This window comes from Streptomyces sp. NPDC048417 (assembly GCF_040651615.1).
Taxonomy (GTDB): Bacteria; Actinomycetota; Actinomycetes; order Streptomycetales; family Streptomycetaceae; genus Streptomyces.
In genome coordinates, this window is the sequence record NZ_JBEZKI010000027.1 from 1 (window position 1) to 25,995 (window position 25,995).

Below are 25,995 nucleotides of genomic sequence, written 5' to 3' on the forward strand. Positions count from 1 at the left end.
GCGGGGCCGCACCTCTGCGAGAGAGGTGCGGCCCCGCCGTCGTACCGCCCGAAGCCTCCGGGCCTCTGGGCCTCCAGGCCTCCAGGCCTCCAGGCCTCCAGGCCTCCAGGCCTCCGGAGCATCCGAAGCCTCTGGTGCTTCCGGCGTCAGCCCTGGAGCCGCTTCTTCACCGCGGCGGCGACGCGGCCGCCCTCGGCCAGTCCGGCAACCTTCGGGTTCACGATCTTCATCACGGCGCCCATGGCCCGCGGCCCCTCGGCGCCCGCCGCCTTCGCCTCCTCGACGGCCGCGGCGACGATCCCGCCCAGCTCCTCGTCGCTGAGCTGCTTGGGCAGGTACTCGTCGAGAAGCTCGCCCTCCGCCTTCTCCCGCTCGGCGCTCTCGGTGCGGCCGCCCTGCGCGAAGGCCTCGGCCGCCTCCCGGCGCTTCTTCGCCTCCTTGGCGATCACCTTGAGCACCTCGTCGTCGGAGAGCTCGCGCTTCTCCTTGCCCGCGACCTCCTCCTTGGTGATCGCGGCGAGCGTCAGCCGGAGCGTCGAGGAGCGGAGCTCGTCACGTGCCTTGATCGCGGAGTTGAGGTCGTCGTGCAGCTTCGACTTGAGCGTGGTGGTCATGGTTCCGATTGTCGCAGGTGCCGCACGCGGGCCGCCCGCCGTTTTACCCGCCCTGTCGGCGGTCGGTCATGAGTCCCGCCACGCGTCTGACACGATGGTCGTATGCGCGCTCGATACGGAGTACCCCTGGGAATCGCGGCGTTCGGTGCCGCCGGTGTGTTGTACGCGGCCGGCTTCGAGGTCCGTTCGTTCCGCCTGCGCCGGGTGACGGTCCCGGTCCTCCCGCCGGGAATGCGCCCGCTGCGCGTACTCCAGGTCTCCGACATCCACATGGTGAGCGGGCAACGCAAGAAGCAGCGCTGGCTGCGGTCGCTGGCGGGCCTGCGCCCGGACTTCGTGATCAACACGGGCGACAACCTGTCCGACCCGGAGGGCATCCCCGAGGTCCTGGACGCGCTTGGACCCCTGATGGAGTTCCCCGGCGCGTACGTCTTCGGCTCCAACGACTACTACGGCCCCAAACCCCGCAACCCCGCCCGCTACTTGCTGGAGAAGACGAGCGGAAAGCACGGCCTGAACGGCAATCCGCCGGTGGTCGGCGCGATCCACCTCCCGTGGGAGGACCTGCGGGACGCGTTCGACGGGGCGGGCTGGCTGAACCTGACGAACACACGCGGTGTCCTGAAGGTCGAGGGCGTCTCGGTCGAGCTGACGGGACTCGACGACCCGCACATCAAGCGGGACCGGTACGTGCAGGTGGCAGGCGGCCCGTCCGATACGGCGGACTTCTCGATGGGCGTGGTCCACGCCCCGTACCTGCGCGTCCTGGACGCCTTCACGGCCGACGGCTACCCCCTGGTCCTGGCCGGCCACACGCACGGCGGCCAGCTCTGCGTCCCCTTCTACGGCGCCCTGGTCACCAACTGCGACCTGGACGCGGACCGCGTGAAGGGCCTCTCGCGGCACACGTCGGAGGGCCGTACGTCGTACCTCCACGTCTCGGCGGGCTGCGGCACGAACCGCTACACCCCGGTCCGCTTCGCGTGCCCGCCGGAGGCGACGCTGCTGACGTTGGTGGGGCGGGAGTAGCAGGGACGAGGAGGGACGGGGAGGGACGGGGAGGGACGAGGCGACGGCGGGGGGCCGGCCGTGGAATCAACGGATCACCCACCCGGGAGCCCGCTCACCCGGTAACCGACCCACCCAGTAACCGAGCCACCCAGTAACCGAGCCACCCGGTAACCCACCCACCGGGTAACCCACCCGCCTCGTAACCCACCCGGCGTAGGCCAACATGCCGGTCATGCCCCTTTCTTCCTACCTTGAGGGCATGACGGCTCCGATACCCCGGGACATCCCGGACCTCCCCGCGGTCCCGGGTACGCCCGTGCTGCTGCCCGGACACGTTCCGGCGACGGCGGTGGTGGCCCCCACCCGTCGCCCCCTGACCGCGGTGTTCCGCCTCCTGACGGCCGCACTGGCGTCGGCGGGTGCGGCCCTGGAGCTGCTACTGGGCAGCCCGGGGCAGATCATGAGCTACTTCGGGATACAGGCGGCGATCTTCCTGGCGCTGGTCAGCCTGGCCTCGGCGCGCCGCGCCTGGCAGGCGTCCCGCCCGCTGACCTCGTCCCTGACGGGCGCTGCGCTGCTCTACATCGTGGTCTCGGCCTTGGTCTACCACCTGCTCCTGGGCCACACCACTCCCCCCTTCTCCATGACGGGGGCGGCACACCCGCCACTGGCCTGGCACGGCCAGTGGCTGGCCCTGCAGCTCCTCTATACGGCGGCACCCCTGGCCGCGCTCGTGGACTGGCTCATCCTCACGCCCCCCAGCCGCCTCCACCTCCGCCAGACAGCGGGCTGGATGCTCTACCCCTTGGCCTACCTGGCGTTCTTCCTCACCCGAGCGGAGCTTCTCCTTCCCGGCACGCCGGGCCGCTACCTCTACCCCTTCCTGGACGCAGAGCAACACGGCTACCGCGGCGCCCTCGCCAACGCCCTCCTCCTGGGCCTCGCCCTCTACGCCCTGGCGGTCCTCCTGGTGGCCCTGGACCACACCCGCCCGAACCCGGTCGGCCGCCGCCCATAAACCGGATTTCGTCTCCAGCCAGCTGTGGGCTAAAGTAAACGACGTCGCCGCGACAAGCAGCACAGCAGCGACGCCGGGGTGTAGCGCAGCTTGGCAGCGCGCTTCGTTCGGGACGAAGAGGTCGTGGGTTCAAATCCCGCCACCCCGACAGTGAAGTAGGTCAGAGCCCGGTGGGTACATTTACCCACCGGGCTCTGAGCGGTTGCGTGTCTCACTGCGTGACTATCGGTCCTGAGTGACTACGACCGCTGCTGATCGCTGCCGACGATTCCGTCCATGACCGCCGCACCAGTCTGGATCACGGGGCGGTATCTGCTTCCGGTAGACCTGACCTTCACTTTTCCTGCGGACGCCAAACAGAATGTGTAGCGTCCGCCAGCGCGTGAGCAGCGTCCTGCCACCCTCCGCTGCCAACGGCCCGTTTCCGCAGGTCAACACTGCTCTCAGCATGGGCCGGTTGCGGACGCCGCCCCCTCCGGAACATCGAAGAGACCACCCGTCCGGCCGGGCTGGTCTCTTCGTTCCGGGGCCTGTCCGACGGGTCGCGTCACCGGCCCCGCACCCGACAGCACTGTCACCCGAATGGCCCAACATGACGTGCCACCCACATGGGTGAAGATCAAGCTGACTAGTGCCCCAACCGAGGCAATCCGTGAAAGGCGAACCACATGCGCATTCGACGAATCCTCGCCACCGTCATCGCCACGGCAGCCCTCGCCGGACTCGGCCTCACAGGCGCCGCCACCGCCACCGCCGCCGCCCAGGGTGCCCGATCGTACGTCACCCCTTCTGAGTGCAAGCAGGGCGGCGGAACGCCCGATCTGGCGGACAACCTCTGCAAGGGCGGTACGCACAACGGGGAGCAGGTCGACTGAACCCCACAAGGCGCCCCGCAGCCACCGCGCCGCGGGGCGCTCCCGCGTGGGCGTAGCCGGGAGAGTCGCAGGGACTGTGCCGACCCGTCGGGCACGCTGGGCCCGAGTCGGCCCGGAAGCACGCTGCGGGCGGGAGCTCCCGAACGCCGTCGCGCGCGAGCGCGGCGAGCTGCCAAGGTTTGCGTCCCAGATCAGCAGGCCCGCCCCGCCGGGCGGGACGCGGCCAAACCTCCCCGCCCAACGTGGTCACGGAGTGGGTCCGAGGCCTGTCTGCAGCCGTCGGCGGTCGGGACGGCCGACGGCGTCCGCGTCGGTCAGGGGGTGAGGAGACTGCTGGTGTACACGTCCGTACGGTTCTGTGGTGCGCCGGAGTGGGTCTCGGTGAGCACCGCCCGTACTCCCGTGCCGTCTGCCACCAGGCCTTGGTAGTCGCCGAGGAAGTAGCCCCCGGAAAACGGCGCCTGCAGCCAGTCGAAGACCCGCGAGATCCGTCGTTCAGTCCGGAGCATCGCGTTTCCGTGCTGCAGCGTGGCCAGTTGGTAGGCGGTGGGCAGGGTGGTGGTGTCGCCGGACTTGAGGAAACGCAGGTCGTAGTAGGTGAGCGCGACCGTGCCCCGCTCGGCGACCGCGATCGACGGTGAGAAGGCCGGAACGCCCTTGGGGCTGATCAGCTCCGGGGTCCCCCAGGTACGTCCGCCGTCGGTGGACCGCACAAGCTGGACGGAGTCGAACTTTCCACCGGAGAAGTCCGAGCCCTCGTAGGCCATGTACAGCGTGCCTGTCCTGGGGTCGACGGCCGGGCTCGGCAGGGTGGCCGCGGCACGCAGCGGTTTGGTGGGGTCGTTCGGGTCGACCTCCGGTACGGACGTGTCCCGGGCCACGGTGACCGGGGCGCTCCAGGTCTTTCCGGCGTCGGTCGAGGTGACCGCCTCGTAGCGGGCTTCGAGGACGGTGCTCAGGTCGTCGGAGTAGGTGATCCGGTCGAAGAAGTCGTACAGGGTGCCGGTGCACCGGTCGGCGACGATCAGATGGCCGATGGTCTGGGTGTTGGGCACGGTGCTGGTGTCGACGAACGGCCGGGCCCTGCTCCAGGTGCGGCCGCCGTCGCGGGTGAGGGAGATGTAGCCGGGACCGTCGAGGGAGCTGGGGCCGGGTGGGTCGTTGTCGAGGCGGTTCCAGACCTGGTAGGCGGTGCCCTTACGGATCGGGTCGGCGGTGAGTGAGGGCTTGTCGTTGAAGAACGGCTGCTCGTCGACGTGCGTGGTGGTGAGGTTCTGCCAAGTGCGGCCGCCGTCGCGGGACGTGACTGCCAGGAGGGCGCTGCGCGTGCTCTTCGTGAAGTCGACGCCCTCCCCGCCGGCGTAGACCGTGCCGTCCGGTCCGGTGCTCACCCAGGGGTCGGAGGCCCGTTCGTAGTCCGCGCCGCCGGGGGCGCACAGGCTGAACGGCAGCGTGCTCCGGTGGAAGGTGTGGCCGTCCGTGGTCCAGCCGGCCGCCAGGCCACGGGCGCCGCCGTCGTTCCAGCGGTCCTGCTGGAACACGGTGACCACGCGCTTGGGGTCGCGCGGATCGACGGACAGGTACGGCTCGACCTCGGTGGCCGGGTAGACGATGCTGTCGGGGGACCTCGCTCCGAGGGTGCACTTCGCGTACGGGTCGCCGTGGGACACCTTGACCAGTTGTGTGCCGTCGAGGTTCCGGTCCGCTGCGGCGGGAGTCGCGCCGGTGACCGTGATGAGCAGGAGCGCGGCGGTGGTGACGGCGGTCAGGGGCAGGAAGACGCGCATGCGGGATCTCCTCCGGGCCTGTCGGCCGGGGGTACTGGACCGCCGTCATCGGGACGGCCTGGGGCACGGAGGCGTACCGGAACGCAAGGGTGGGGCGACTCCGCTTGGGTCCTATTCGGCGTTGCAGCCGGTGCCCTTGATGGGCCGAACGACGGAGTCGTCCCCGGGGCCCGGGGTCGTCGAGGGGCACGACGGAGCCGACCGGCGGGTGCACCGTGCCGGTCGGCTCCTTGGTCGTGCTGTTACGGCGCCGTCTCGTAGGTCCCCGGAGAGCGCCGTGGGCCACGTGCCGGTCGGCGATGCCGGCGGGGTCGGCCTTGACTCGGACGGGTTGGAGCGGGATGACCTACGGGCCCTCTTCCACGGTGGGTTCCACGGTGGGGAGGAGTCAGGGCATCGGCAAAGGGCCGTCTCGATTCGGACGGCGGCGCGATCATCGCCCGCGCCAGAGGGAAGACTCCATCACCGTCCGCACATCCAGGCTGGAGGTCGGCGGAACTGCTCGTTCTTCTGCGCCTGTTCAAGACCTGCCGAGTGTCACCAACGCTCGTGATCAATACAGCTGTTGACATCCGAATCAATACAGCTGGGAAATGCGAACGACCTCGTCGGTCACTGTATGACGACAGGGCCGGGGCCGTTCAGGACGGCGGCGAGTGCGGTGCTCAGGACGGCGCGGACCGTCGCGAAGCGGTGACGGCCTTGGCTTCGATACGGTCGGCGTCCACCATCGCGAGTGCCGTTGGTGCCACGGTGTCGCGGTGCCGAACTGGTTGCGCAGCCGTGCGCCGAGCGGACTGGTTGCCCAGCCGTGCGCCGACCGGTCAAGTGATCGCCTGCGAGGTCCCGTCAGGCAGCGCGCAGGCCTCGCCGGCGTAGGGGCGTGAAACGATCTGGCCGCCGGCGGCCGTGCAGTCGTCTCTGGAGATGTTCGGAGACGACGCGGCCCCGGCGCTGACAGCGCCGACGGCGCTCACGCCGGCAAGGGTTGCCGCGGCCAGGGCGAGGCCCAGGATTCTTCGCATGCGCATGACTTCCTCCTCCGCTCAGGCGCCTTCGTTCGGCCTTCGGGAAGGACAACTCTCAAGACGACGGCGCCCTCTTACTCAGCATGGGCGCTCCGCATGAGGCCCGCGAGGCGAGGCCGGGCGCCGCGCCCGGGCGGTGACTGCCCGGCCCCGGAGAGGCATGACGTACCGGACTCGACCGGCCGCATCGGCACGCCGCGTGCGCATCGGTGGGAGCTGGGCGACGTCGATGTCCTTGACGTCGAGACCGCCCACCGAGGCCGCGTTGTGTCCGGGCAGGCCGGGGGGGTGAGGAGGAGACGGGCCGTACCTGCCTCCGACCGGTGCCGGCGGGCGACTGCCGCGCGCGGTCCTCTAACGCGGTTCGTGGGCCGCCGCCCGGCAGGCACCGGTCGCGGCACCGCCCGCCACTCCGGCCCCGGTCAGTCCGGTCACACAACTCTGCAGGTCTCCGACCACGCCACGGCTGCAGGCCGCTGTGACGGAGTCGGAAGCGGTGGCACCGGCCAGTTCGGCCATCTTTGTGCAGGCGGGGATGTCCGCCCGGACCGCGGGAGCGGCTAGGACCGCAGCACCGAGGGTGAGGGCCAGGCTGGTGAGGGCACCGGCGATACGGGTCGACGTGCGCATGGGACGCACCTGCCTTCCGGGTTGGTCGCGCGGTCCTGGTCCCGGCGGGCCGGATCCACGCGGTAAGGCCGCCTGGCGACGCTCGGTGAGTGGGTGCCCCGGCCGGCGGGCTCACAGACCGACCGCACGATTCTGCGTCGCATCCCTTGAGCCGCACCGGGACATGGCCGCCAGGCCGAAGGAGAGGGCCCCGGACTGGATGAGACGCACTCGGACCTCCACTCACGGGCCCCTCACTCCAGCGTCGCATCCTCTCCCCCTCCCGTCCTGGGCATCCGGGGGGAGTGGCCGCGCTGCGTAACTGCGATTGCGCGAAGCTCGGTAGCCGAGCCGGGCCGCCACGCCGGCCGTCGGCCGTCGGCCGTCGGCCATCGGCCATCGGCCGCAGCATCCGGCACGACCGTCACAAACACCACCGACGAGTAGGCGATTACCCCCTAGGGGTATAGTGGCGGCGTCCGGCATCACCGACCACGGACGGAAACCATGACGACAGCCGAGGACCTGCGAAGCGCCATCGCGCGCGTCGCCCTCCGCTGCACGCGCGCTGCCGTCATCACGCTGGTCGCGACGTTCGCCGTTCTCGTGCACCACGAGACGGCCGCACCCATGACGCACATCCCGCCGTCCCACGCAGCCGAGGCTGCCGACATGGCGGGCATGAGCCACGGACCGGCCCCGTCCACACAGGTCCGCTCCGACACGCACACCGCGCCGCCCGGTACGGCAACTCCCGTTGTCCTCGGCGACGACGGCTTCTGCTCGGGCATGGCAATGCAGCACTGCTCTACCGCCGGCGTCGACACGGTGAAGCTGGTGCCCCCTGCCGAGCCCGCCGTCGGCCACACCCCGGCCGCCCTCTCCCGAGCCGGCGCGGGGCGGCATGGTCCAGGGACGACGGGACGAGCACCGCCCGATCTCACACTCCTCTCGCGATTGCTGCTGTAGGCCGCGCCCGCGGCTGCGCCTGTCCTCGTACGTGCGCAGCCGTGTCCGCACGCGACCTCAGCAGAACAATCGTGAGAAGAGGACCCCCATGAACGCCATGAACCCCATGACCGCCATGAACCGTCGATCCGCGCTTCTGGCCGGGCTCGGCATCGCCGCCGCGGGCACGCTCGCCTCCTGCAGCAGCACCTCCGGCAGCAGCACCTCCGGCAGCACCGCCGCCCTGGTCAGTCCGTCCGGCTCCGCGGTCGCCGCGGCCGAGAGGAAACGCACCACGACCGGCCGGACCCACGAGGTGACCCTGGTCGCCGCCCCGGCCAGGCTGGAACTGGGCGCGGGCATCGTGGCCAGGACGTGGGCCTTCAGCGGCCGGACTCCCGGCAAGGAGCTGCGCGTCTCGGCCGGCGACCAGATCGCCGCCACGCTGTCCAACCGGCTTCCGGACCAGACCACCACGTCCGTCCACTGGCATGGCATCGCCCTGCGCAACGACATGGACGGCGCGCCGTCGGCCACCCAGTCCGCCGTCCGGGCCGGGAGCAACTTCACCTACCGGTTCCTCACCGACGCCCCGGGCACCTACTTCTTCCATCCGCACATCGGAGTCCAGCTCGACCGGGGCCTGTACGCCCCGCTGATCGTGGAGGACCCGAAGGAATCGCTGTCGTACGACGAGGAGTGGGTCGTCGTGCTCGACGACTGGCTGGACGGTGTCACCGGCACTCCGGACGAGGTCCATGCCGAGTTGAAGCAGGGCATGGGCGGCATGAACAGCGGTCGTATGCCGAGCGGTTCGTCCAGTCCTTCGGACGGCAGCGGCCACGACATGGGAAACATGAGCGGGATGAGCACGGGCGGCGGGATGGGCGGGACGAGTGGTTCCCCGTCCGCCTCGTCCTCCGGCGGCGGCATGTCGACGAGGTTCATGCTGATGGGTGCCGAGAGCGTGTTGCTCGGCGGGGACGCCGGTGACGTGAAGTACCCGTACCACCTGGTCAACGGCCGCGTTCCGGCCGATCCGCAGGTCTTTAGGAGCAAGCCCGGCAAGCGGGTCCGTATCCGTCTGATCAACGCGGGAAGCGACACCGCCTACCGCGTCGCTCTCGGCGGGCACCGGCTGACCATCACCCACACCGACGGCTACCCCGTCCAGCATCAGGAGGTCGATGCCCTGCTGATCGGCATGGGCGAACGCTACGACGTCCTGGTCACCCTCGATGACGGCGTCTTTCCCCTGGTCGCGCTGGCCGAGGGGAAGAACGCCACCGGCCTGGCTGTGGTCCGCACCGGCTCCGGCACCGCTCCCAGGGCGAACGTTCGTCCGACAGAACTGGACGGCATGATCATGTCCGCGACGCAGCTGAAGGCGGCGGACGACGTCCGGCCGGCGTCGAAGAAGGTGGACCGGGTCCACCGCATCGAGCTGACCGGCGGCATGATGGCGTACGACTGGGCCATCAACGGCAGGCGGTTCGACATGAACGACCCGACCGCCCATCCGATCACGGTGGAGCAGGGGCAGCGCGTCCGACTGGACTTCGTCAACCGCACCACCATGTGGCACCCGATGCACCTGCACGGCCACACCTACCAACTCGGCAGCGGCGGGCCCCGCAAGGACACGACCATCGTGCTGCCGAAGAAGACGGTGTCGGTGCTCTTCGACGCGGACAACCCGGGCCAGTGGATGCTGCACTGCCACAACGCGTACCACGGCGAGGCCGGGATGATGGCGCTGGTGGCCTACCAAGGGTGACCCCCCCACATGGTCACGCGGGTACGGCGGAGCCAGCTCCTTCGCCGTGACGGGGATGCCGGACCCGTCCAGCATCCCCGTCCACGAACTCGGCGGCCTGCGCACCCAGTTCGCCGTGGGCAATGGTCGGGACCGTGAGGGCGTGCTTGAGTGCGGCGCGGCGGCCGGGCGGCACAGCCACGACCGCCTCGCCGACAGCCTGCCCACCCACTGACCAGGGAGACAGACCACCCGACCCACGTCACACGCGAGGGCCGTCAGTCCTCCACGCCCCGTCGCACACGCCGCGACGGGGCGACCTCGTACAGGTCAAGGATGGCGGGAGGGTCGGTGAGTCCGGGCCCCCCGGACGCGACCCAGGCGGCGATGTCAGCCGTCGCGTCAGGGTCGTTGACCAGTCCGAACCAGACCGGCCGTCCTCCCGCGGCCCGGCCGGCGGCGGACGGTTGGACGACGATGACGTTCGCCTGCTCACAGGCGTCCAGGCAGTTCACGGCCCGGACCCGGGCGAGTGCGCCCAGCTCGGACTTGAGCGTGACGAGCTGGGCGGTGTGATCGACACCGGGGATCTTGTCGGTGCCGCAGCAGCAGCCCCGGCACACGGTGACCGTGCACCGGGGCTCGCCTTGTGCGGCGGGTGCCTTGCGGCGGCTCATTCGGCGGCCTGCCGCCAGGCCGCCTCGCGCAGCAGGCGCAGTCCGTTGAGGCCGACGATGACGGTGGAGCCCTCATGGCCGGCCACGCCGAGTGGCAGCGGCAGGGTGCCGATCAGGTCCCAGACGACCAGGCCGGCGATGAACAGGCCCGCGATCACGAGGTTCTGCACGACAAGCGTGCGGGCGCGCCGGGACAGCGCGATCACGGAGGGGACCGTGCGGAGTTCGTCACGCACGATCACGGCGTCGGCGGTCTCCAGCGCGAGGTCGGAGCCGGCCCGGCCCATGGCAACCCCGGTGTGGGCGGCGGCGAGCGCCGGGGCGTCGTTGACGCCGTCGCCGACGACCAGCATCTTGCGGCCGGCCTCTTCCAGTTCCCGCACGGCGGCCACCTTGTGCTCGGGGAGCAGTCCGGCCCGCACGTCTTCGATACCGACCTCGGCGGCGAGGCGGGCAGCGGCGCGCTGGTTGTCTCCGGTCAGCAGCACGGGCGCGGCCCTGGTGAGAGACGTCAGCGAGGCGACGGCGGCGGTGGCGTCGGGGCGCAGCCGGTCCGCGATGCCGAGCACACCGACCGGCGTACCGTCCACACCGACCAGCACCGTGGTCCGCCCGCCGACCTCCAACCCAGCGGTGAGCACCGCCGCTCGGGCAGAGCCCGGGTCCGTGGCTTCGACAAGAAACCGGGCCGGTGCGCCGACCGTGACCACGCGCCCGTCGACGGTGGCGGTCACTCCGACGCCGGGCGTGGAGGCGAAGTCCTCGGCCACCGGCAGGGCGAGTCCGCGCTCGCGTGCCGCATCCACCACGGCACGGGCCAGCGGATGCTCGCTCAGGTGCTCCGCTGCGGCCGCGAGGACCAGCAACTCACCTTCGTCCAGCCCTGACCCGGTCAACGGCCGGATGTCGGTAACCCGCGGGGTGCCCTCGGTCAGCGTGCCGGTCTTGTCGAGCGCCACCGCGTCGACCTGTCCGATGCGCTCCATGACCACGGCTGACTTGACCAGCACACCGTGACGTCCGGCATTCGCGACGGCCGACAGCAGGGGCGGCATGGTCGCCAGTACGACCGCGCACGGCGAGGCCACGATCATGAAGGTCATGGCCCGCAGCAACGAGTCGGTGAGGTTCGCGCCGAAGGCGAGCGGGGCGAGAAACACCGCGAGGGTCGCCGCCACCATGCCGAGCGAATAGCGCTGTTCGACCTTCTCGATGAGCAGTTGGGTCGGCGCCTTGGTCTCCGACGCCTCCTCCACCATGCGCACGATCCGGGCGATCACCGTGTCGGAGGCGTCCCGCTCGACACGGACACGCAGCGCGCCGGTGCCGTTGAGGGTGCCCGCGAAGACCTCGTCGTCCCTCTCCTTGACGACGGGCAGCGGCTCGCCGGTGATGGTCGCCTGGTCGACGTCGCTCGCCCCGTCCAGCACCCGGCCGTCCGCGCCGACGCGCTCACCGGGCCGTACGAGGACGATGTCGCCGACGCCCAACGCCTCGACGGCTACGGTCTCCTCGCCGCCGTCGGCGTCGACGCGGGTGGCCGTTGCCGGTGCCAGATCCAGCAGCCCGCGCACGGAGTCGGCCGTCCGCGCCGTGGCCAGCGCCTCCAGCGCACCGGACGTGGCGAAGATGACGATCAGCAGCGCGCCGTCCATGACCTGCCCGATCGCCGCCGCACCGAGCGCGGCGACGACCATCAGCAGGTCTACGTCGAGGGTCTTCTCCCGCAGCGCCTTCAGCCCTTGCCGGCCGGGGTCCCACCCGCCGGTCGCGTACGACAGTGCGTACAGCGGACCCCACGCCCACACCGGAGCGCCGGCCAGTCGCGAAAGCAGCGCGAGCAGGAAGAAGACGGTGGCCGCGATCGCCCAGCGCACCTCGGGCAGGGCGAGGACACCGGTGCGGCGCCGGAGGCTACCGCCATCGCGCGGCGGCGCGGCCCGGTCGGCGTACGGCTGGGTGAGGGTGGAGGTCATCGGAGCGGAAGTCCTTCACGGAGGCATGGCGAAACAGCGGTATGCCGGGCATCCGGCGTCGCGCTCTCCACCGTACAGGATCACATGAAGACGCATTCATGTGTTCATGGATCCGTCTCCGTAGGATGAGTGCCATGGGCCACGGAGCTGACGCCAAGACCACCGCCACTGCGCGCGAGCGCCTGGAGGCCGTGGGTGCTTCCGACGTGGCCGCCACGCTTCAGGCTCTGGCCACCCCCTCCCGACTGCGGATCCTGGCTCGTCTACAGGAAGGCCCGTGCGCGGCGACCGAACTCGCTGACGCCGTCGGCATGGAGCAGTCCGCCTGCTCCCACCAACTGCGGCTGCTGCGCAACCTAGGCCTGGTCACCGGAGAGCGCCGAGGCCGTTCGGTCATCTACGCGCTCTACGACAACCACGTCGCCGAGCTGCTGGAGCAGGCCCTCTACCACGTCGAGCACCTGCGCCTCGGCCTGCGCGACGCCCCGGAGGAGGTCCCGACCACGGCGGCCGGAGCGCACTGAGCCGCCCTCCGGCCCGACGCGACCGCGGGACGAGCGAGGTCGGGCCGATGGGCCCGAGGGCGTCCTCCCCCAGTGACGTCCTCGGGACGAGTGCGGGCGCTGACCCGCTGATCCCAACCGACTGCGGGCCCGTGCCCACCATGTGGTCCGAGCCCTTCCGAACTTCTCTCGGCAGCTCACACCAGTGGCTCCGGGTTCCCTGTACGTCTCCGCCAGTCGAGGTGTCTCCGCCTTGAAGGCACGCTGGTCACAGGGCTGGTGGAACCACGGCGGCCACCGGTTCCAGTCGGCGCACGCGCAACTGGTGACGTCGTAGCAGGGGCCGTTCGACGAGGGCGTACGAGGTGAGGGCGGCGGCGAGCGTCGCCGCGAGGCCGGCCGGGAGCAGTCGGTCGCCGTGCACACCGAGGTCGTGCAGCAGGCGGATGACGGGGTAGTGCCACAAATACATTCCGTAGCTGAGGTTGCGTCCGATCCAGACCGGCGTGGGCAGCGACAGCAGGCGGGAGGGCCATGACCGGGGGCACAGTTGCAGTGCGGCCACCACGCTGGCCGTCAGCAGGGCGGCGGCCAGGAATCCGACCGTGTACCACATGGGATTCCAGCCGCTCGTCCCGGTGATCGGGACCTGCCGGGCGATCAGCCCCAGCAGGGCGAGCGCGGGCCAGCAGAGCCGTCCAGCCCATTGGCGCAGCAGCTCCAGGCGGGTGTCGTCGGCCCGCAGCCGGGCCAGGACGAGGGCCAGAAGCGCGCCGATGAGGAGTTGGTCGGCGCGGGTGTCGGGGCCGTTGTAGATGCGGTGCGCCGCCGAGGGGTTCCAGAGCACCGTCCGCCAGAGCACCGGCAGGACGCACAGCACCGCGACGCAGGCCAGCACCGCCCGCGTCGTCGCGTGCCGCAGCAGGACGATCAGCAGGAGCGGCCAGGCGAGGTAGAACTGCTCCTCCACGCCGAGGGACCAGGTGTGGCTCAGCGGCGCGATGAGATCCGAGTACGTTCCGGCATCCCCCGCCCGTACGAGATTGACCACCGAGCCCGCGGCCAACGCTGCGGCCACCCACGCCCCGCGGAACAGCGGCAGCGTGAACGCCACGGACAGCAGGGTGGTCACCGCGCACATCACCAGCAGAGCCGGCATCAGCCGCAGCCATCGCCGCCGGTAGAACGCCCACAGCCCGATCCGACCGGTACGGGCGTACTCGCCGACCAGCAGTCGCGTGATGACGAAACCGCTGATCGTGAAGAACACGTCCACACCCACCGAGCCGCCGGGCACCAGGTCCGGCTCCACGTGGTAGACGATCACCAACACCACCGCGACCGTCCGCAGTCCGTCCAGCCCCGCCACCCGCCCACCACCGCGCAGCGCCGACGAAAAGCCCCGCCCACCGCCTCTGCGTCGTTCCCCGGACGCGGGCACGAGCGGCGGCGCCGCCCGCACATCAGGGCGCTGCTCCGGGGCCTCGTCCACCGTGCTCCGCTGGAGGGTGCTCATAACGGCGGCGTCTTCCCAGGCGAACCGCGATCACACAAAATCTCATGTTCTTCACAGGTAGGCGTCGCTGTCCCGCCGCCGGAGACCGGCGGCGATGGTGTCCCGCAGCCGGCCTCCGAGCCGGAGACCCGCACCCTCGCCGTCGAACACAAACAACCCCACTGTGCGCGGCTCCACAACGGACAACCCCACCGTGCACGCAGCTCCACAACGGACAACGCCACCGTGCGCGCAGCTCCACGCCGGCTCGAACCGGCCGTCGGCACCCTCCTGGACAACGCCCTGCACCACGGCCGACGGGACCACGCTGCGGGCCGATATGCGCGAAGGCCGCCTGCGTGCGTCCGTCACCGATCAAGGCCCCGGATTCCCGCCCGAGTTCCTGCCGTACGCCCTCGACCGCTTCACCCGGGCCGAGGCCAGCCGTACCACCCCCGGCTCCGGTGTCGGCCTCGCGCCGGTCGCCGCCGTCGCCGCCTCGCACGACGGCACCGCCCGCGCCGGGAACACCGCCTCGGGCGCCGTCGTCACGCGCGACATCGCCTGCCGAGGCACCTGCCTCATACGACCAGACCGGTCAGTGTCGCTGCCCTCCGGAGCGGCGGTGGACAGGACCGATCGCCGATCCGGCGACGAGCAGGACCGCGAGGACCGCGAAGCCGTGGGTGAGGGTGGTGAGCGTGGCGACGGCGGCGACCAGGAGCGGGCCGCCCGCGTCACCGAGTTCGCGGCCCAGTTCAGCAGCTCCCATGGTCTGGCCGAGGCGCTCGGTGGGAGTGGACGTGGCGAGAGCCGCGAAGCCCAGCGGCGTGATCAGGCCGGTGCCGATGCCGATCAGGGCCGCGCCGGTCAGGACGCCGACCAGGCCGGGGAGCATGGCGCAGGCCAGGCCGACGGCTGCGGTCAGCAGTCCGGCGGTGAGGCCGGTACGGGTGCTGAGGCGGCCGTCGTCCAGCGCGCGACCCGCACACGGCTGCACGAGCGCGGCGCAGGCGGCGAGCACCGACACTGCGGCGCCTGTGGCCACCGTACCCAGTCCGGCCGCCCGGCCGGAGACGGGCAGGAAGCCCACGCCGACGGACAGCGCGGCGGTGGCGGCGGCCAGCGCACCGGTGGGGCCGAGGAAGGCCGGGTCGGCGAGGCGCCGGGCCAGGTCGAGCACGGTCTGCCGGGTCTTGGGCAGCGGGGGCAGGGCAGGGACGGAGAGCGCGGCCCAGGCGGCCACCGCCGCGGCCAGCACGGCCAGCACGACGAACAGCAGCCGCAGGCCGCCGGCCCACACCAGGACGCCGCCGAGCAGCGGGCCGAGGGTGTAGCCGATCGACTTGTAGAAGCCGTAACTGCCGAACGCCCGGCCGTGCTTGGCGGCCGGGTTGAGGCGGGCGACCAGGGCGGAGGCCGACGGGGAGAAGGCGGAGGCCGCGGCGCCCTGCCCGAGGCGGGCCGCCCACAGCCAGCCGGGGCTGTCCGCGATGGCGTACACCGCGGACGCGGCGGCGAAGGCGACAAGGCCGCCGAGCAGAACAGGACGCGCTCCGACGCGGTCGGCCAGCGTGCCGAAGACCGGCTTGAGGAGCACCTCGGCCCCGTCGTACAGGGCGAGCAGGCCGCCGAGCACCATGAGGGAGGTGACCGCATCGTCGGAGTGGCCGCCGAGGTTGGCGGCGATGCCGTGGGCGCCGAAGGCGGTGGTGAACCCCGACGCGTACAGGGGCCACATCTGCCGGGCGGGCGCTGCCCGGGAAGCCGCCGTCGCGGTCATCGATCCTGCTCCGGGGTCTCGTGGAGGGCGCGGAAGACGCGCTCGGCATAGTCCTCGCAGGCAACCGTGCACTGTTTGAGGCGTGCGGCGGCCTCGACCGCCTCGGAGGCGCCGAAGACGTCCCGTGCGGTCAGGTCCCGGTGCCAGCGGCGCAGCCGCTCCAGCGACTGCTCCTCTTCCTCCAGTTCGGCCAGGGTGAACTTGGCGATGCGGATCTCCTTGGCCAGTTCCGCCTCGAACTTGCCGCAGTCCGCCAGGAACTCCGCCCAGTCCTCCGAGCGCGCGGCGGTGAACATGGCCTGGAAACGGGCAGCATCCTCGGGACCGCGCCCGGACGCGTTCAGCGTCACCGCCTGACCGCCGGACCGCTCGGTCAGTTCGACCGCACGGGCGATCCCGGCCCCGAAAACCGGCACGTCGGGTACGGCCCAGATGCCCTGGCCCAGCGAGAGCGCGCCGATCCTGCGCAGCTCCCGCCAGACCGCGACCCGGTGCCGCGAGGGCTCCGCGGGAAGCCTGATCACGAGGACGAGCCAGCGGCTCCCGGCTCCCCTGTTCGCATTCGTCACGGTACGGAAGGTAGCAGGCGTTACATCTAGTGTCGTACGAAAACACGACCGCAGGTCAGGCGTTGAACGCTCCCGTGGCCAGCAGACCCACCCCGACGACGATCCGGTGGATATGGTCGCGTAGATGACCCACCAGGCGAACTTGCAGTCGTGGTGATAGCGCTCCTCGCGGTTGCGGATGCCGCGGCCCTCGGCGGATCCTCACCGTCGTTCCGCCGCGATAACGCGTCGGCAGCTATGTCCGCCAGGTCATCCGCTCCGAGTTCTTCGACAGGGGGCGGTGGCCCACGGGCGGCGGATCACGACGCTCCCGGCCGGGGCTCCTCGCCGTCGTAGGCCGCCAGCGCGGCCTGGCGGCACTCCAGCAGGTTGCCGAGGATCTCGGGGGTCACGTGCTCCTGGGTCAGTGCCACCGTGGCGCTGGCCTCGACCGAGGCCCATGCGTGCCGGGCGCGCTTGTTGGCGCGGCGCCTGGTGTCGCTGCGCAGGAAGCCCGCTCCCGCCGCGAACCCGGCGGAGGTCAGAGCGGCGAGGGCGGCGGGAACGCGCGCGTCCGCGGAGGCCAGTCCTGCCGTTCCCGCCGTGCCGGCGAGCAAAGCCGCGGGGAAGCCGAGGGCGATGTCCATCTTGGTCCAGAACTCGGCCCGGCGGTGCGCGAGTGTCCTCTGGCGCGTCGCCTCGTCTCTCAGTCGCTCGATCTCGGCACGCAGGCGGTGCTCGGGCTCGTCCGGACTCAGGTGGGTGGTTCCGTCAGCGGGAGTGGCCATAAGGGCATTCCAACACGCCTGTGCCAGAAGGTACTTGGTGAGTCCGAACAGCCTTCGGGCGCGGCGGCCGTCAGCTTCCCACGAATCGTGTTCCGCCACGCTTTGCAGCCGGTCCTGCCGATGATCTTTACCGTCGCTCGCTGCGACCGGGTCGACCGGCGTACTCGCACCGAACGCGTGTCGGGGACCGGCCCGCGGCACGCCCGGCCGTCCTGCCCTTCCAGACCTGCGACGGCCTGCGATCGGGCGTTCCGGGCGGCGGCACCCGGCCGCTGCCGGCGCTGCCGGGACCACCAGTCCGAGGACTGGGTCCGTGCGACCGGGTGAGATGGCGAGACGGCGAGACGGTGGGTCATCGTCGACCGGTTCGAGGGCGATTACGCGAGACGCTCGGCTGGGAAATCCCAGCCGAGCGTCTGCGACAGCCCCGGGAATTCGCCGTCACGGCTCGGGGCCTTTGACATCTATTTCCAAGCGAATACGGGCGGGGCTGCTACCAGCCGTGACCGCAGTCGGAACCGATGTCAGTGACCTGCGCACCTGGGCTGCCTTCGCCGTTGATCAGGTTGCCGCCCAGGCCGTTGAGGATGCCCACCTCACCGAGAATGTCGAGGTCCAGATCGTGGGACTTGCACCCACCGCCGCCTCCCATGTGCTGCGCAGCCTGGGCGTTGGCAGGGCTGATGGCCACGAGGCTGACACCGCTTATGATGGCGGCCGCAACGACGACCTTACGGAAACTGTTCATTTCTCCTCCTAGGGGCGAGTAGAGCGCACCATCAAAAGATCAATTCCGCGCTCATTTCGGAGGCTAGATCGACTTCCGGCGCAGCGCTCATCGGGGAAGCCATCCGGGGGTTCTGAGGGCCAATCGGTTGAGGTGACCCCTTCCGGCTGCCGACGGCCCTGCGCGGGTTCGCCCGGTGTCGTCGGTACGGTGCCGCAGCCGGCGGGCGTCGGTTTCACCGGAAGTGGCTGGAGCCCTGACCGCTCCTGACTCTCCCTCGGAACGCGAGTGGTCGAGCGCGGCCGAACCGGCTGTGGGGCGGGTCGGGTGGTCTGGCCGCCGTGGCCGGGCAGGGGGCACGATGCGTTCCAGAGGCCGAGCACTCTCATCGTGGACAGGGAGATCGTGTGGACGGTATCCGCTACGACGTCGCGCCTTCCGTGCGTGCCGTCTACGGGGCCCAGGACCTCAGCTCCGCACCGGCGTTCGGAGGCGGGTTCATCAACTTCGGTCACTGGGACGGGATTCCGCTCGACCGTCCCTTGACCCCCGAGGACCGGGTGCGCAGTCAGCGGAATCTCTACCGTCGTGTGCTGGGCACTCTCGACGGGGCGGACGCCCATGCCGTCGAGGTCGGCTGCGGGCTCGGGCTCGGCGCCGTACTCGCGTTGGACGAGTTCGGGTTCGCCTCGGTGACCGGAGTGGACGTTCATCCCGAGCAGTTGGAGCGGGCCCGGCGGACCAACGCCGAACTGCTCGGCCAGGCGCCCGGCCGGCTTCGGTTCGCTCATGGGGCGGCGGAGGAAATGCCGTTCGAGGACGGGCGGTTCGAGTGTCTGTACTCCGTCGAAGCCGCCCAGCACTTCCGTGACCTGGCCGCGTTCTGCCGTGAGGCCGCGCGGGTGCTGCGGCCCGGCGGCCGGCTCGCTGTCACCAGTTTCTTCCTGCCCGCCGGTGCCGAGGCCGCGGGCGGGGAACTGGCGGCCCGGCTGGACAGCTTCGCGTCCGGACTGGATGTGGCCCACCCGCTTGCCTCCCTGGTCGACGCGCTGGACGCCGTCGGGCTGGCCGACGTACGAGCCGAGTCGATCGGTGGCCATGTCTGGGCGGGCCTGGATCACTTCCTGTCCGGCATCGACCTGCCCGTGCAGTGGCCGCGGAACTTCCTGCCGGCCTATCGCGACGGACTGCTGGACTACTACGTCGTCTCCGCACAGCGCCCGTCGAAGGGCGGCTGAGGGGGATGACGGCCGGCCGGGTGGCGCCGACGCCGTCGACCGTCGGCGAGGCCCGGGGGAGGCCGGCTGTCTGAGGTCGGTCCGCGATGACCCGGGGCGGCGGCTACGGCTACGGCTACGGCTACGGCTACGGCTGCGAGAACCCCTTCAAGCGCGCCCCCGAGCAAGCGCGCCCCCGAGAGTTGCTCCGAGAGTTGCTCCGAGAGCGGCTTCGAGAGCGGCTTCGCCCCACCCGTACGGCGGCTGACCGCCGCGGCCCCCGTTCCTCCCACCGGTGACCACCCGCTGACTACTCTGCACGGGTGACCACCGAGCTGACCCTGCTGCCCCGAGTCGCCTGCCGTGGACGGGAGATCACCGCGCCCCGGCTGCGCGGGCTGCTGGCGTTGCTAGCGGAGGATCTGCTCGGGGGATGCAGCACCGGTCGGCTGGTGGAGGGGCTGTGGCCGGAGGAGCTGCCCGAGCGGCCCGGCAAGGCCGTGCAGATTCTGGTGTCGCGGCTCAGGTCGCAGCTGGGTGCCGAACTGATCGTGAGTACGCCGACGGGGTACCGGCTGGCGCTGGACGAGACGCGGGTCGACAGTTCCGCCCTGCTGCTGCGCGAGGCGGGCAGTGCCGAGCGGGCGCGGGCCGGGGACCACGAAGGCGCCCTGGCACAGGCCGAGGCCGGGCTGGCGCTCTGGGACGGGAGCGTGGGCGCCGGTGCGGGCGAGGACCTGCACGATCCGGTGGTGGCGCTGCGCGCCGCGCGGGTCCGGGCGCATCGCGCGCTGGTCCGGGCCCGGGCTCTCGCACTCGCCCGGCTGGGGCGGCGGGCGGAGGCCGCGGCGCCGCTGGCCGCGCTGGCCCGGGTGCTGCCGCGGGACGAGGAGGTGCTGGCGGAGCTGCTGCGGAGCGAGGCCACGACCGCCGGACGGGCCGCGGCACTGACCCGGTACGACGCCTACCGCCGCCGGCTGCGGGACGAGCTGGGGACCGATCCGGGGCCCGGACTCAAGTCCGTGTACCAGGAGCTGGTGCGGGCGGACGTGCCGAGGGTCCGGCACGGGGTGCCGCACGAGCCGAACCCCCTGGTGGGGCGGGACGCGGAGGTGGCCGCCGTGGGCGGGTTGCTGCGCACGTCCCGGGTGGTGAGCGTCGTCGGTCCCGGCGGTCTTGGCAAGACCCGGCTCTCCCACGCGGTGAGCCGGGCCGCCGAGCAGCCCGTGGTGTACTTCGTCACCCTCGCCGGTGTCCTCGCCGACGACGACGTGGCCGGCGAGGTGGCCTCGGCCGTCGGCGCCGGGGAGGGCGGGCGGTTCAGCGGGGGCGCGGACCCGGTGAGCGGCATCGTCGCCGCGCTGGGCACGGGTCCCGCGCTGCTGGTGCTGGACAACTGCGAGCAGGTGATCGCCGGTGCAGCCGGTCTCGTCCAGGCGCTGGTCTCGCGGTCGAAGGAGCTGCGGGTGCTGGTCACCAGCCGGGCTCCGCTGGGGCTGACCTCGGAGTCCGTGTACGCCCTGCCGGAGCTTTCGCCGGCGACGTCGGTCGAGCTGTTCGAACAGCGGGCGCGGGCCGCGCGGCCCGGCGTGGATCTGCCCGCCGACCAGGTGGCCGAGATCTGCCGGCACCTGGACGGGCTGCCGCTGGCCGTGGAGCTGGCCGCGGCCCGGGTGCGGGTGCTGTCCGTGTCCGACATCGCGCGCCGGTTGCAGGACCGTTTCGCGCTGCTGCGCGGTGGCGCCCGGGACGCGCCCGAGCGGCATCGCACCCTGCGGGCCGTGGTCGAGTGGAGCTGGAACCTCCTGGAGGCCGACGGCCGGGCCGCGCTGCGTGCCCTGTCGGTGTTCCCCGGCGGCTTCACCGAGGAGGCGGCCGAGTACCTGCTCGAGGAAAGCGAGGACACGCTGGCCCTGCTGGAGCAACTGGCTGGCCAGTCCCTGCTCAAGGTGGGCGACAGCCCGTCCGGGGTGCGTTTCCACATGCTGGAGACGCTGCGGGAGTTCGGTGCCGCCCGGCGCGCCGAGGCCGGCGAGGAGGAGGTGGTGACCGGCCGGTTCCTGGTCTGGGCCCGGGAGTTCGGGCGGGCCCACCACGACCTGCTGTTCAGCCACCGCCCGGGGCCCGCCTGGAGCCGTATCCGCACCGAGCAGGACAACCTCGTCCTGGCACTGCGGTACGCGCTGGCCCGCGCCGACGGACCCACCACCGCGGGCGTCACCGCCGTACTGTCCTCCTTGTGGTCCACCGGCTCCCACTACGGCCGGCTGACCTCGCTGTCCGCCGACACCGCGGCCCCCCTCTCCCGTTTCCGGCCCGAGAACCCCGCGGACGTGGAACCGGCCCGCAGCGCGGCGGCGGTGTGCGCGGCAAGTCTCTTCATGGGCCACGGCCCGCACGCCGTACGCCAGTTGGTGACCCTGCGCCGGCTGCCGCCCGCCCAGCCGGACACCGTGCTGCGGGCCCTGTCCGTCGTGCTGTGCGCCGTGCCGGAGATACGGGCGCCGGAGTTCGCCCGGCTCCAGCAGTTGTGCGAGTCCGACGAGCCGATGCTGGCGGGCATCGCCTCGGCCGTCGCCAGCTACGTCTGGGAGGCCGGGCACGACACCGAGCGGGCCCTGGCGAGCGCCCGCCGGATGCTCGACGCGCTCGCCCCGCTGAACAACCCGGCCATGCACCTGCTCAGCCACGGCCGGGTCAGCGAGCTGTGCCTGCAGTCCGAGCGGGGCGCGGAGGCGTACGACCATCTGCGTGCCGCACTGAGCGCGCTCGACGCGTTCGGCGACAGGTCGGACACCCTCGGCATCCGCTGGGGGCTGGTGCTGGCCTGTCTGCACAGGGGCGAGATCGACGAGGCCGAGTACTGGCTGGGCCTCGCCGCCGCGGACCAGCCGCCGGAGTCGGACCAGGTGTACAGCCCCGAGCTGCCGGCCAGGGCGGAGATCGCGCTGGCCCGGGGACTGACCGAGGTCGGGCTCGGGCTGTGGCGCCGGGCCGCGGAGCGGGTACGGGAGGCCGGTGCCCTGTTCGCCGACGATCCCTTCGTGGACTCGTGGGTCCTTCAGCTGCAGTCGGCGGCGGTGGCCGCGCACGCGCAGCACGGCCGGCCGGATCCGGTCACCGCGCTCACCGAGGAGTTGGGGGCGTACCTGCTCGGGCTGCTGTCCGGTGGCCCGGCCGACGGGTCACCGGCCGACGGGTCCCCGGTGGAACTGCCGGTGTACGGCACGCTCTTGCTGGCACTGGGACACGCCCGGCTGGCCATGGGCGATCCGGCGGCCGTACGGCTGCTGGCACTGTCCGAACGGATGCCGGTGGTACGGGAGTTCCCCACCCTGTCTCTGGCCCGCTCCCGGGCGGCGGCCGAGAACGCGGACCGGGCCGCGTACGCCGACGCGAGGTCGGGGTATGCGGCCCTGGGGCGGGATCAGCTGCGGGTCGTGGCCCTGCACGAGCTCACTGCCGGGGCTCGCGGGTGAACCGCGCCCTGGACCACAGGTAGCCCAGCACGGTCAGCCCCAGGCCCCAGGCCAGGGCCAGCACGGCGTTCTTCGTACCGATCCCGCTGCCCAGCAGCAGACCGCGCAGGGTCTCGATGAAGGGCGAGAAGGGCTGGTACTCGGCGAACCAGCGGAACCAGCCCGGCATGGCGTCCACCGGCACGAACGCGCTGGACAGGAACGGCAGCATCACCAGCGGCGTCCCGATGTTGCTGGCGCCCTCGGCGTTGGGGCTGATCAGACCGATGCCGACCGCGAGCCAGGTCAGCGCGAGGCTGACCAGGGCCATCAGCCCGGCCGCCGCGAGCCACTCCACCGGCGAGGCGTCGGGCCGGAAACCGATGGCCAGTCCGATGCCCAGGACCAGCACCAGGGCCATCATCGTCTGGATCACACTGCCGATGACATGGCCGATCAGCACGGAGGCGCGGGAGATCGCCATGGTGCGGAAGCGGGCCATGATGCCCTCGGTCATGTCGGTGGCCACGGCCACCGCGGTGCCGAGCGAGGTCATGGCCGCGGTCAGGAAGAGGATGCCGGGGACGAGGTAGGCGACGTACTCGGACCGGTCGGCGTGGCCGCCGGTGATGCCGGCGCTCATCACGTTGCCGAAGACGTAGACGAAGAGGAGCAGCAGGATGACCGGGGTGAGCAGGAGGTTCAGGGTGAGGGAGGGGTAGCGGCGGGCGTGCAGGAGGTTGCGCCGCAGCATGGTGAGGTTGTCGCGGAAGGGGTAGGCCCGCAGGGAATGGGGTGCGGTGCTCATCGGACGGTCTCCTTGTCGGTGGCGGCGGTCTTCTTGCCTGCGGCGGTCATCTCGTCGTCGGCGGTCTTCTTGCCGGTGGTGGCGGCGGTCTTCTTGCCGGTGACGGCCGCGGGGCTGCCCGTCAGGGCGAAGAACACGTCGTCCAGGTCGGGGGTGTGCACGGAGAGTTCGTCGGCCTCGATGCAGGCGGCGTCGAGCCAGTCGAGGATGGCGCGCAGTTCGCGCTGGGTGCCGCCGCTGGGGATCTGCAGGGCGAGCGCCTCGTCGATGGGGGTCCCCCCGCGCGAGCGAAGCCGAGCGTGGGGGAGGGTGGTCTCGCGCAGCGCGGTGGCCGCCTGCTCGTAGGCCACCGGGTCGGAGAACCGCAGCCGTACGTGGCCGCCCGGGACGAGCCGCTTGAGTTCCTCGGCGGTGCCCTCGGCGACGAGTTTGCCGCCGTTGAGCACCGCGATGCGGTCGGCGAGCTGGTCGGCCTCGTCCAGGTACTGGGTGGTGAGGAAGACGGTGGTCCCGCCGGAGACCAGCTCACGGATGATCTGCCACATGGTGTGGCGGGAGCGCGGGTCGAGGCCGGTGGTGGGCTCGTCGAGGAAGATGATCCGCGGGCTGCCGGCCAGGGTCATGGCGATGTCGAGGCGGCGCTTCATGCCGCCGGAGTAGGTGGACGCGGGCTTCTTCGCGGCCTCGGTGAGGTCGAAGCGCTCCAGCAGTTCGGCGGTGACCCGCCGTCCCTCGCTCTTGGAGAGGTGGTGCAGGTCGGCCATGAGGAGCATGTTCTCCTCGCCGGTGATCAGGCCGTCCACGGCGGAGAACTGTCCGGTGACCCCGATGGCGGCCCGTACCGACTGGGCCTCGGCGGTGATGTCGTGGCCGGCGATGCGGGCCTGGCCGGCGTCGGCGGAGATCAGGGTGGAGAGGATGTTGACCGCGGTGGTCTTGCCGGCGCCGTTCGGTCCGAGGAGGGAGAAGATCGTGCCGGCCGGTACCCGGATGTCGATGCCGTCGAGGACGGTCTTGTCCCCGTAGGCCTTGCGCAACCCGGTGGCCTCGATGGCCAGTTCGCTGTCTGTCGTCGTCATGCCGCAGAGCTTGCGGCCACGGCGGTTCAGCGCGACTTCAGCCGGGTTTCAGCGCGGGGCGGACGGTTTCAGCGACGGTTTCACCGGTCGTTCCACCGGTCGTTTCACCGGTCGTTTCAACAGACAGCCCAGGGAACTGGAACCCACTGTTCCATACCTTTCCCATAGGAATGGTGGTTAAGGTCCGCCCCATGGATTCCACCGGCCCGATCATCATCGCGGGAGCCCTGGTCGGCTTCGCCGTGGGTCTCACCGGCATGGGCGGCGGAGCCCTCATGACCCCGATCATGGTCATGGTGTTCGGGGTGAACCCGACGGCGGCCATCGGCAGCGACCTGGCCGCGTCCGTGTTCATGAAGCCGTTCGGCGCGCTGGTGCACCAGCGCGCCGGCACCGTCCGCTGGGACGTCGTGCGCTGGCTGCTGCCCACCGCGGTCCCGGCCGCCTTCGGCGGCGTCTTCCTGCTCCGCGCCCTCGGCGACGGCGACGACCTGCAACAACGCGTCAAGTACGTCGTCGGTACGGCGCTGATGCTCGCTGTCGTCGGCATGCTCACCCGTCTGTGGCTCGACCGCCGCCGCACCGCCCCTGACACCGAGGACGCCCACGTTCCGGTACGGCCGGTGGCGACGCTGCTCATCGGACTGGTGGGCGGGGTGATCGTCGGGATGACCTCGGTCGGCTCGGGCTCCCTGATCATCGTGATGCTGATGCTGGCCCACCCACGCCTCAAGGCGAACCATCTCGTCGGTACGGACCTGGTGCAGGCCATCCCCATGGTGGCCGCCGCGGCCCTGGGCCACCTGCTGGTCGGCGACGCCGACCTGGGACTCGCGGCGACCCTCCTGATCGGCGCCGTTCCGGGCGTCCTGCTCGGCTCCGTCATCTCCAGCCGGGTCGCCGGAGGCGCGGTGCGCTGGGCGCTGGTCGTCCTGCTGACCGGGTCGGGTCTGTCGATGCTGAAGGCGTCGTCCACCGTCATCGTGCTCGGCTGCCTGGGGATGGCGCTGCTCGGCGGGCTCGTCAGCGTGCGCGACCGCCGTACCGCACGCCCGCGGGCGGCGGCCGGGACGGCAGACGAAACGGCAGCCGAGACGGCGGGCGTGAGCGGCGGCTCGTAGACAGACGTCATGGTCACGACACTCCGGCAAGGACCGCCGCGCGAGCGGGGGAGGGCGGCGGCCACCGCCCTCCCCCGCTTCCGTTGTCACTCCTCCGGCGGCGAGCCCGACTCGCGGAGGTCGCCGCCCGCGCGCGACCATGGCATGAGCCGGCCTTGAAGGAGCGCGC

23 protein-coding genes, 1 tRNA gene and 2 pseudogenes are annotated in these 25,995 nt (G+C 71.4%); 12 read left to right on the plus strand and 14 right to left on the minus strand.

Annotation, left to right across the window (positions count from 1 at the left end; all coding sequences use genetic code 11):
- Positions 1-146: 146 nt before the first annotated feature.
- On the minus strand, positions 147-614 hold the full coding sequence (locus AB0D59_RS35770; RefSeq protein ID WP_351713699.1) for a GatB/YqeY domain-containing protein: 468 nt from the start codon (positions 612-614) through the stop codon (positions 147-149).
- A 102-nt stretch (positions 615-716) separates the two neighbouring features.
- On the opposite strand from AB0D59_RS35770, the gene AB0D59_RS35775 reads away from it, so the two are divergent.
- From AB0D59_RS35775 to AB0D59_RS35790, 4 genes are all read left to right on the plus strand, one after another.
- Positions 717-1,643: a metallophosphoesterase gene (locus tag AB0D59_RS35775; protein WP_362574624.1), complete on the plus strand. Its 927-nt coding sequence runs from the start codon at positions 717-719 to the stop codon at positions 1,641-1,643.
- Positions 1,644-1,884: 241 nt separating this feature from the next.
- Complete coding sequence (locus AB0D59_RS35780) at positions 1,885-2,643, plus strand: Pr6Pr family membrane protein (protein ID WP_362574626.1); 759 nt, start codon at positions 1,885-1,887, stop codon at positions 2,641-2,643.
- A gap of 74 nt (positions 2,644-2,717) precedes the next feature.
- Positions 2,718-2,791 (plus strand) — tRNA-Pro (locus AB0D59_RS35785).
- A 520-nt stretch (positions 2,792-3,311) separates the two neighbouring features.
- Positions 3,312-3,518, plus strand: coding sequence for a hypothetical protein (locus tag AB0D59_RS35790; RefSeq protein ID WP_362574628.1), 207 nt, complete (start codon positions 3,312-3,314; stop codon positions 3,516-3,518).
- Between the two features lie 314 nt (positions 3,519-3,832).
- Here the strand turns inward: AB0D59_RS35790 and AB0D59_RS35795 are convergent, their stop codons facing one another.
- The 3 genes from AB0D59_RS35795 to AB0D59_RS35805 form a co-directional block, all read right to left on the minus strand.
- Entirely contained in the window at positions 3,833-5,305 is a 1,473-nt protein-coding gene (locus AB0D59_RS35795; protein ID WP_362574629.1) for a sialidase family protein, read from the minus strand.
- Positions 5,306-6,129: 824 nt separating this feature from the next.
- Positions 6,130-6,336 (minus strand): hypothetical protein, encoded by a 207-nt coding sequence (locus tag AB0D59_RS35800; protein ID WP_362574631.1) that lies wholly within the window; start codon positions 6,334-6,336, stop codon positions 6,130-6,132.
- Between the two features lie 351 nt (positions 6,337-6,687).
- Complete coding sequence (locus AB0D59_RS35805) at positions 6,688-6,963, minus strand: hypothetical protein (RefSeq protein WP_362574633.1); 276 nt, start codon at positions 6,961-6,963, stop codon at positions 6,688-6,690.
- Positions 6,964-7,449: 486 nt separating this feature from the next.
- Between AB0D59_RS35805 and AB0D59_RS35810 the strand changes: the two genes are divergently transcribed.
- From AB0D59_RS35810 to AB0D59_RS35820, 3 genes are all read left to right on the plus strand, one after another.
- The gene (locus tag AB0D59_RS35810) at positions 7,450-7,911 is read left to right on the plus strand and encodes a hypothetical protein (protein WP_362574635.1); all 462 of its coding nucleotides are present in this window, start codon (positions 7,450-7,452) and stop codon (positions 7,909-7,911) included.
- 106 nt (positions 7,912-8,017) lie between these two features.
- The gene (locus tag AB0D59_RS35815; protein WP_362574875.1) at positions 8,018-9,667 is read left to right on the plus strand and encodes a multicopper oxidase family protein; all 1,650 of its coding nucleotides are present in this window, start codon (positions 8,018-8,020) and stop codon (positions 9,665-9,667) included.
- 55 nt (positions 9,668-9,722) lie between these two features.
- Positions 9,723-9,881: a hypothetical protein gene (locus AB0D59_RS35820; RefSeq protein WP_362574637.1), complete on the plus strand. Its 159-nt coding sequence runs from the start codon at positions 9,723-9,725 to the stop codon at positions 9,879-9,881.
- 43 nt (positions 9,882-9,924) lie between these two features.
- Here AB0D59_RS35820 and AB0D59_RS35825 read toward each other — a convergent pair whose 3' ends face one another.
- A complete protein-coding gene (locus tag AB0D59_RS35825) occupies positions 9,925-10,323 on the minus strand; it encodes a (2Fe-2S) ferredoxin domain-containing protein (protein WP_362574639.1) in 399 nt (132 codons plus the stop codon).
- Entirely contained in the window at positions 10,320-12,299 is a 1,980-nt protein-coding gene (locus AB0D59_RS35830; protein WP_362574641.1) for a heavy metal translocating P-type ATPase, read from the minus strand. The genes AB0D59_RS35825 and AB0D59_RS35830 overlap by 4 nt, the downstream gene beginning before the upstream one ends.
- 134 nt (positions 12,300-12,433) lie before the next feature.
- Here AB0D59_RS35830 and AB0D59_RS35835 point away from each other — a divergent pair, with 134 nt between their 5' ends.
- A complete protein-coding gene (locus tag AB0D59_RS35835) occupies positions 12,434-12,823 on the plus strand; it encodes a metalloregulator ArsR/SmtB family transcription factor (protein WP_362574643.1) in 390 nt (129 codons plus the stop codon).
- Between the two features lie 247 nt (positions 12,824-13,070).
- Here the strand turns inward: AB0D59_RS35835 and AB0D59_RS35840 are convergent, their stop codons facing one another.
- Positions 13,071-14,318, minus strand: a complete 1,248-nt coding sequence (locus tag AB0D59_RS35840) for an acyltransferase (protein ID WP_362574645.1) — start codon at positions 14,316-14,318, stop codon at positions 13,071-13,073.
- A gap of 319 nt (positions 14,319-14,637) precedes the next feature.
- Here AB0D59_RS35840 and AB0D59_RS35845 point away from each other — a divergent pair.
- A pseudogene (locus AB0D59_RS35845) lies at positions 14,638-14,832 on the plus strand (ATP-binding protein); the annotation flags it as partial.
- Positions 14,833-14,895: 63 nt separating this feature from the next.
- Here the strand turns inward: AB0D59_RS35845 and AB0D59_RS35850 are convergent.
- The 5 genes and pseudogenes from AB0D59_RS35850 to AB0D59_RS35870 all read right to left on the minus strand — a co-directional run bounded on the left by AB0D59_RS35850 (position 14,896) and on the right by AB0D59_RS35870 (position 18,164).
- Positions 14,896-16,080 carry an MFS transporter gene (locus tag AB0D59_RS35850; RefSeq protein WP_362574647.1) on the minus strand — a complete coding sequence of 395 codons (1,185 nt, stop codon included), beginning with the start codon at positions 16,078-16,080 and terminating at the stop codon, positions 14,896-14,898.
- Positions 16,077-16,649, minus strand: a complete 573-nt coding sequence (locus AB0D59_RS35855) for a Chromate resistance protein ChrB (RefSeq protein WP_362574649.1) — start codon at positions 16,647-16,649, stop codon at positions 16,077-16,079. Before AB0D59_RS35855 ends, AB0D59_RS35850 begins: the two co-directional genes overlap by 4 nt.
- Positions 16,650-16,760: 111 nt before the next feature.
- Positions 16,761-16,847 (minus strand): annotated as a pseudogene (locus tag AB0D59_RS35860) (undecaprenyl-diphosphatase); the annotation flags it as partial.
- A gap of 101 nt (positions 16,848-16,948) precedes the next feature.
- Positions 16,949-17,416: a hypothetical protein gene (locus tag AB0D59_RS35865; RefSeq protein ID WP_362574651.1), complete on the minus strand. Its 468-nt coding sequence runs from the start codon at positions 17,414-17,416 to the stop codon at positions 16,949-16,951.
- A 493-nt stretch (positions 17,417-17,909) separates the two neighbouring features.
- Positions 17,910-18,164, minus strand: coding sequence for a hypothetical protein (locus tag AB0D59_RS35870; protein WP_362574653.1), 255 nt, complete (start codon positions 18,162-18,164; stop codon positions 17,910-17,912).
- Between the two features lie 386 nt (positions 18,165-18,550).
- Here AB0D59_RS35870 and AB0D59_RS35875 point away from each other — a divergent pair, with 386 nt between their 5' ends.
- Entirely contained in the window at positions 18,551-19,381 is an 831-nt protein-coding gene (locus AB0D59_RS35875; protein WP_362574655.1) for a class I SAM-dependent methyltransferase, read from the plus strand.
- A 302-nt stretch (positions 19,382-19,683) separates the two neighbouring features.
- Complete coding sequence (locus AB0D59_RS35880) at positions 19,684-22,839, plus strand: BTAD domain-containing putative transcriptional regulator (protein ID WP_362574657.1); 3,156 nt, start codon at positions 19,684-19,686, stop codon at positions 22,837-22,839.
- Here AB0D59_RS35880 and AB0D59_RS35885 read toward each other — a convergent pair.
- The gene (locus tag AB0D59_RS35885; RefSeq protein ID WP_362574659.1) at positions 22,817-23,626 is read right to left on the minus strand and encodes an ABC transporter permease; all 810 of its coding nucleotides are present in this window, start codon (positions 23,624-23,626) and stop codon (positions 22,817-22,819) included. The genes AB0D59_RS35880 and AB0D59_RS35885 overlap by 23 nt on opposite strands.
- Entirely contained in the window at positions 23,623-24,705 is a 1,083-nt protein-coding gene (locus AB0D59_RS35890; protein WP_362574660.1) for an ATP-binding cassette domain-containing protein, read from the minus strand. Before AB0D59_RS35890 ends, AB0D59_RS35885 begins: the two co-directional genes overlap by 4 nt.
- 191 nt (positions 24,706-24,896) lie before the next feature.
- On the opposite strand from AB0D59_RS35890, the gene AB0D59_RS35895 reads away from it, so the two are divergent.
- A complete protein-coding gene (locus tag AB0D59_RS35895; RefSeq protein WP_362574661.1) occupies positions 24,897-25,826 on the plus strand; it encodes a sulfite exporter TauE/SafE family protein in 930 nt (309 codons plus the stop codon).
- Positions 25,827-25,995 lie beyond the last annotated feature (169 nt).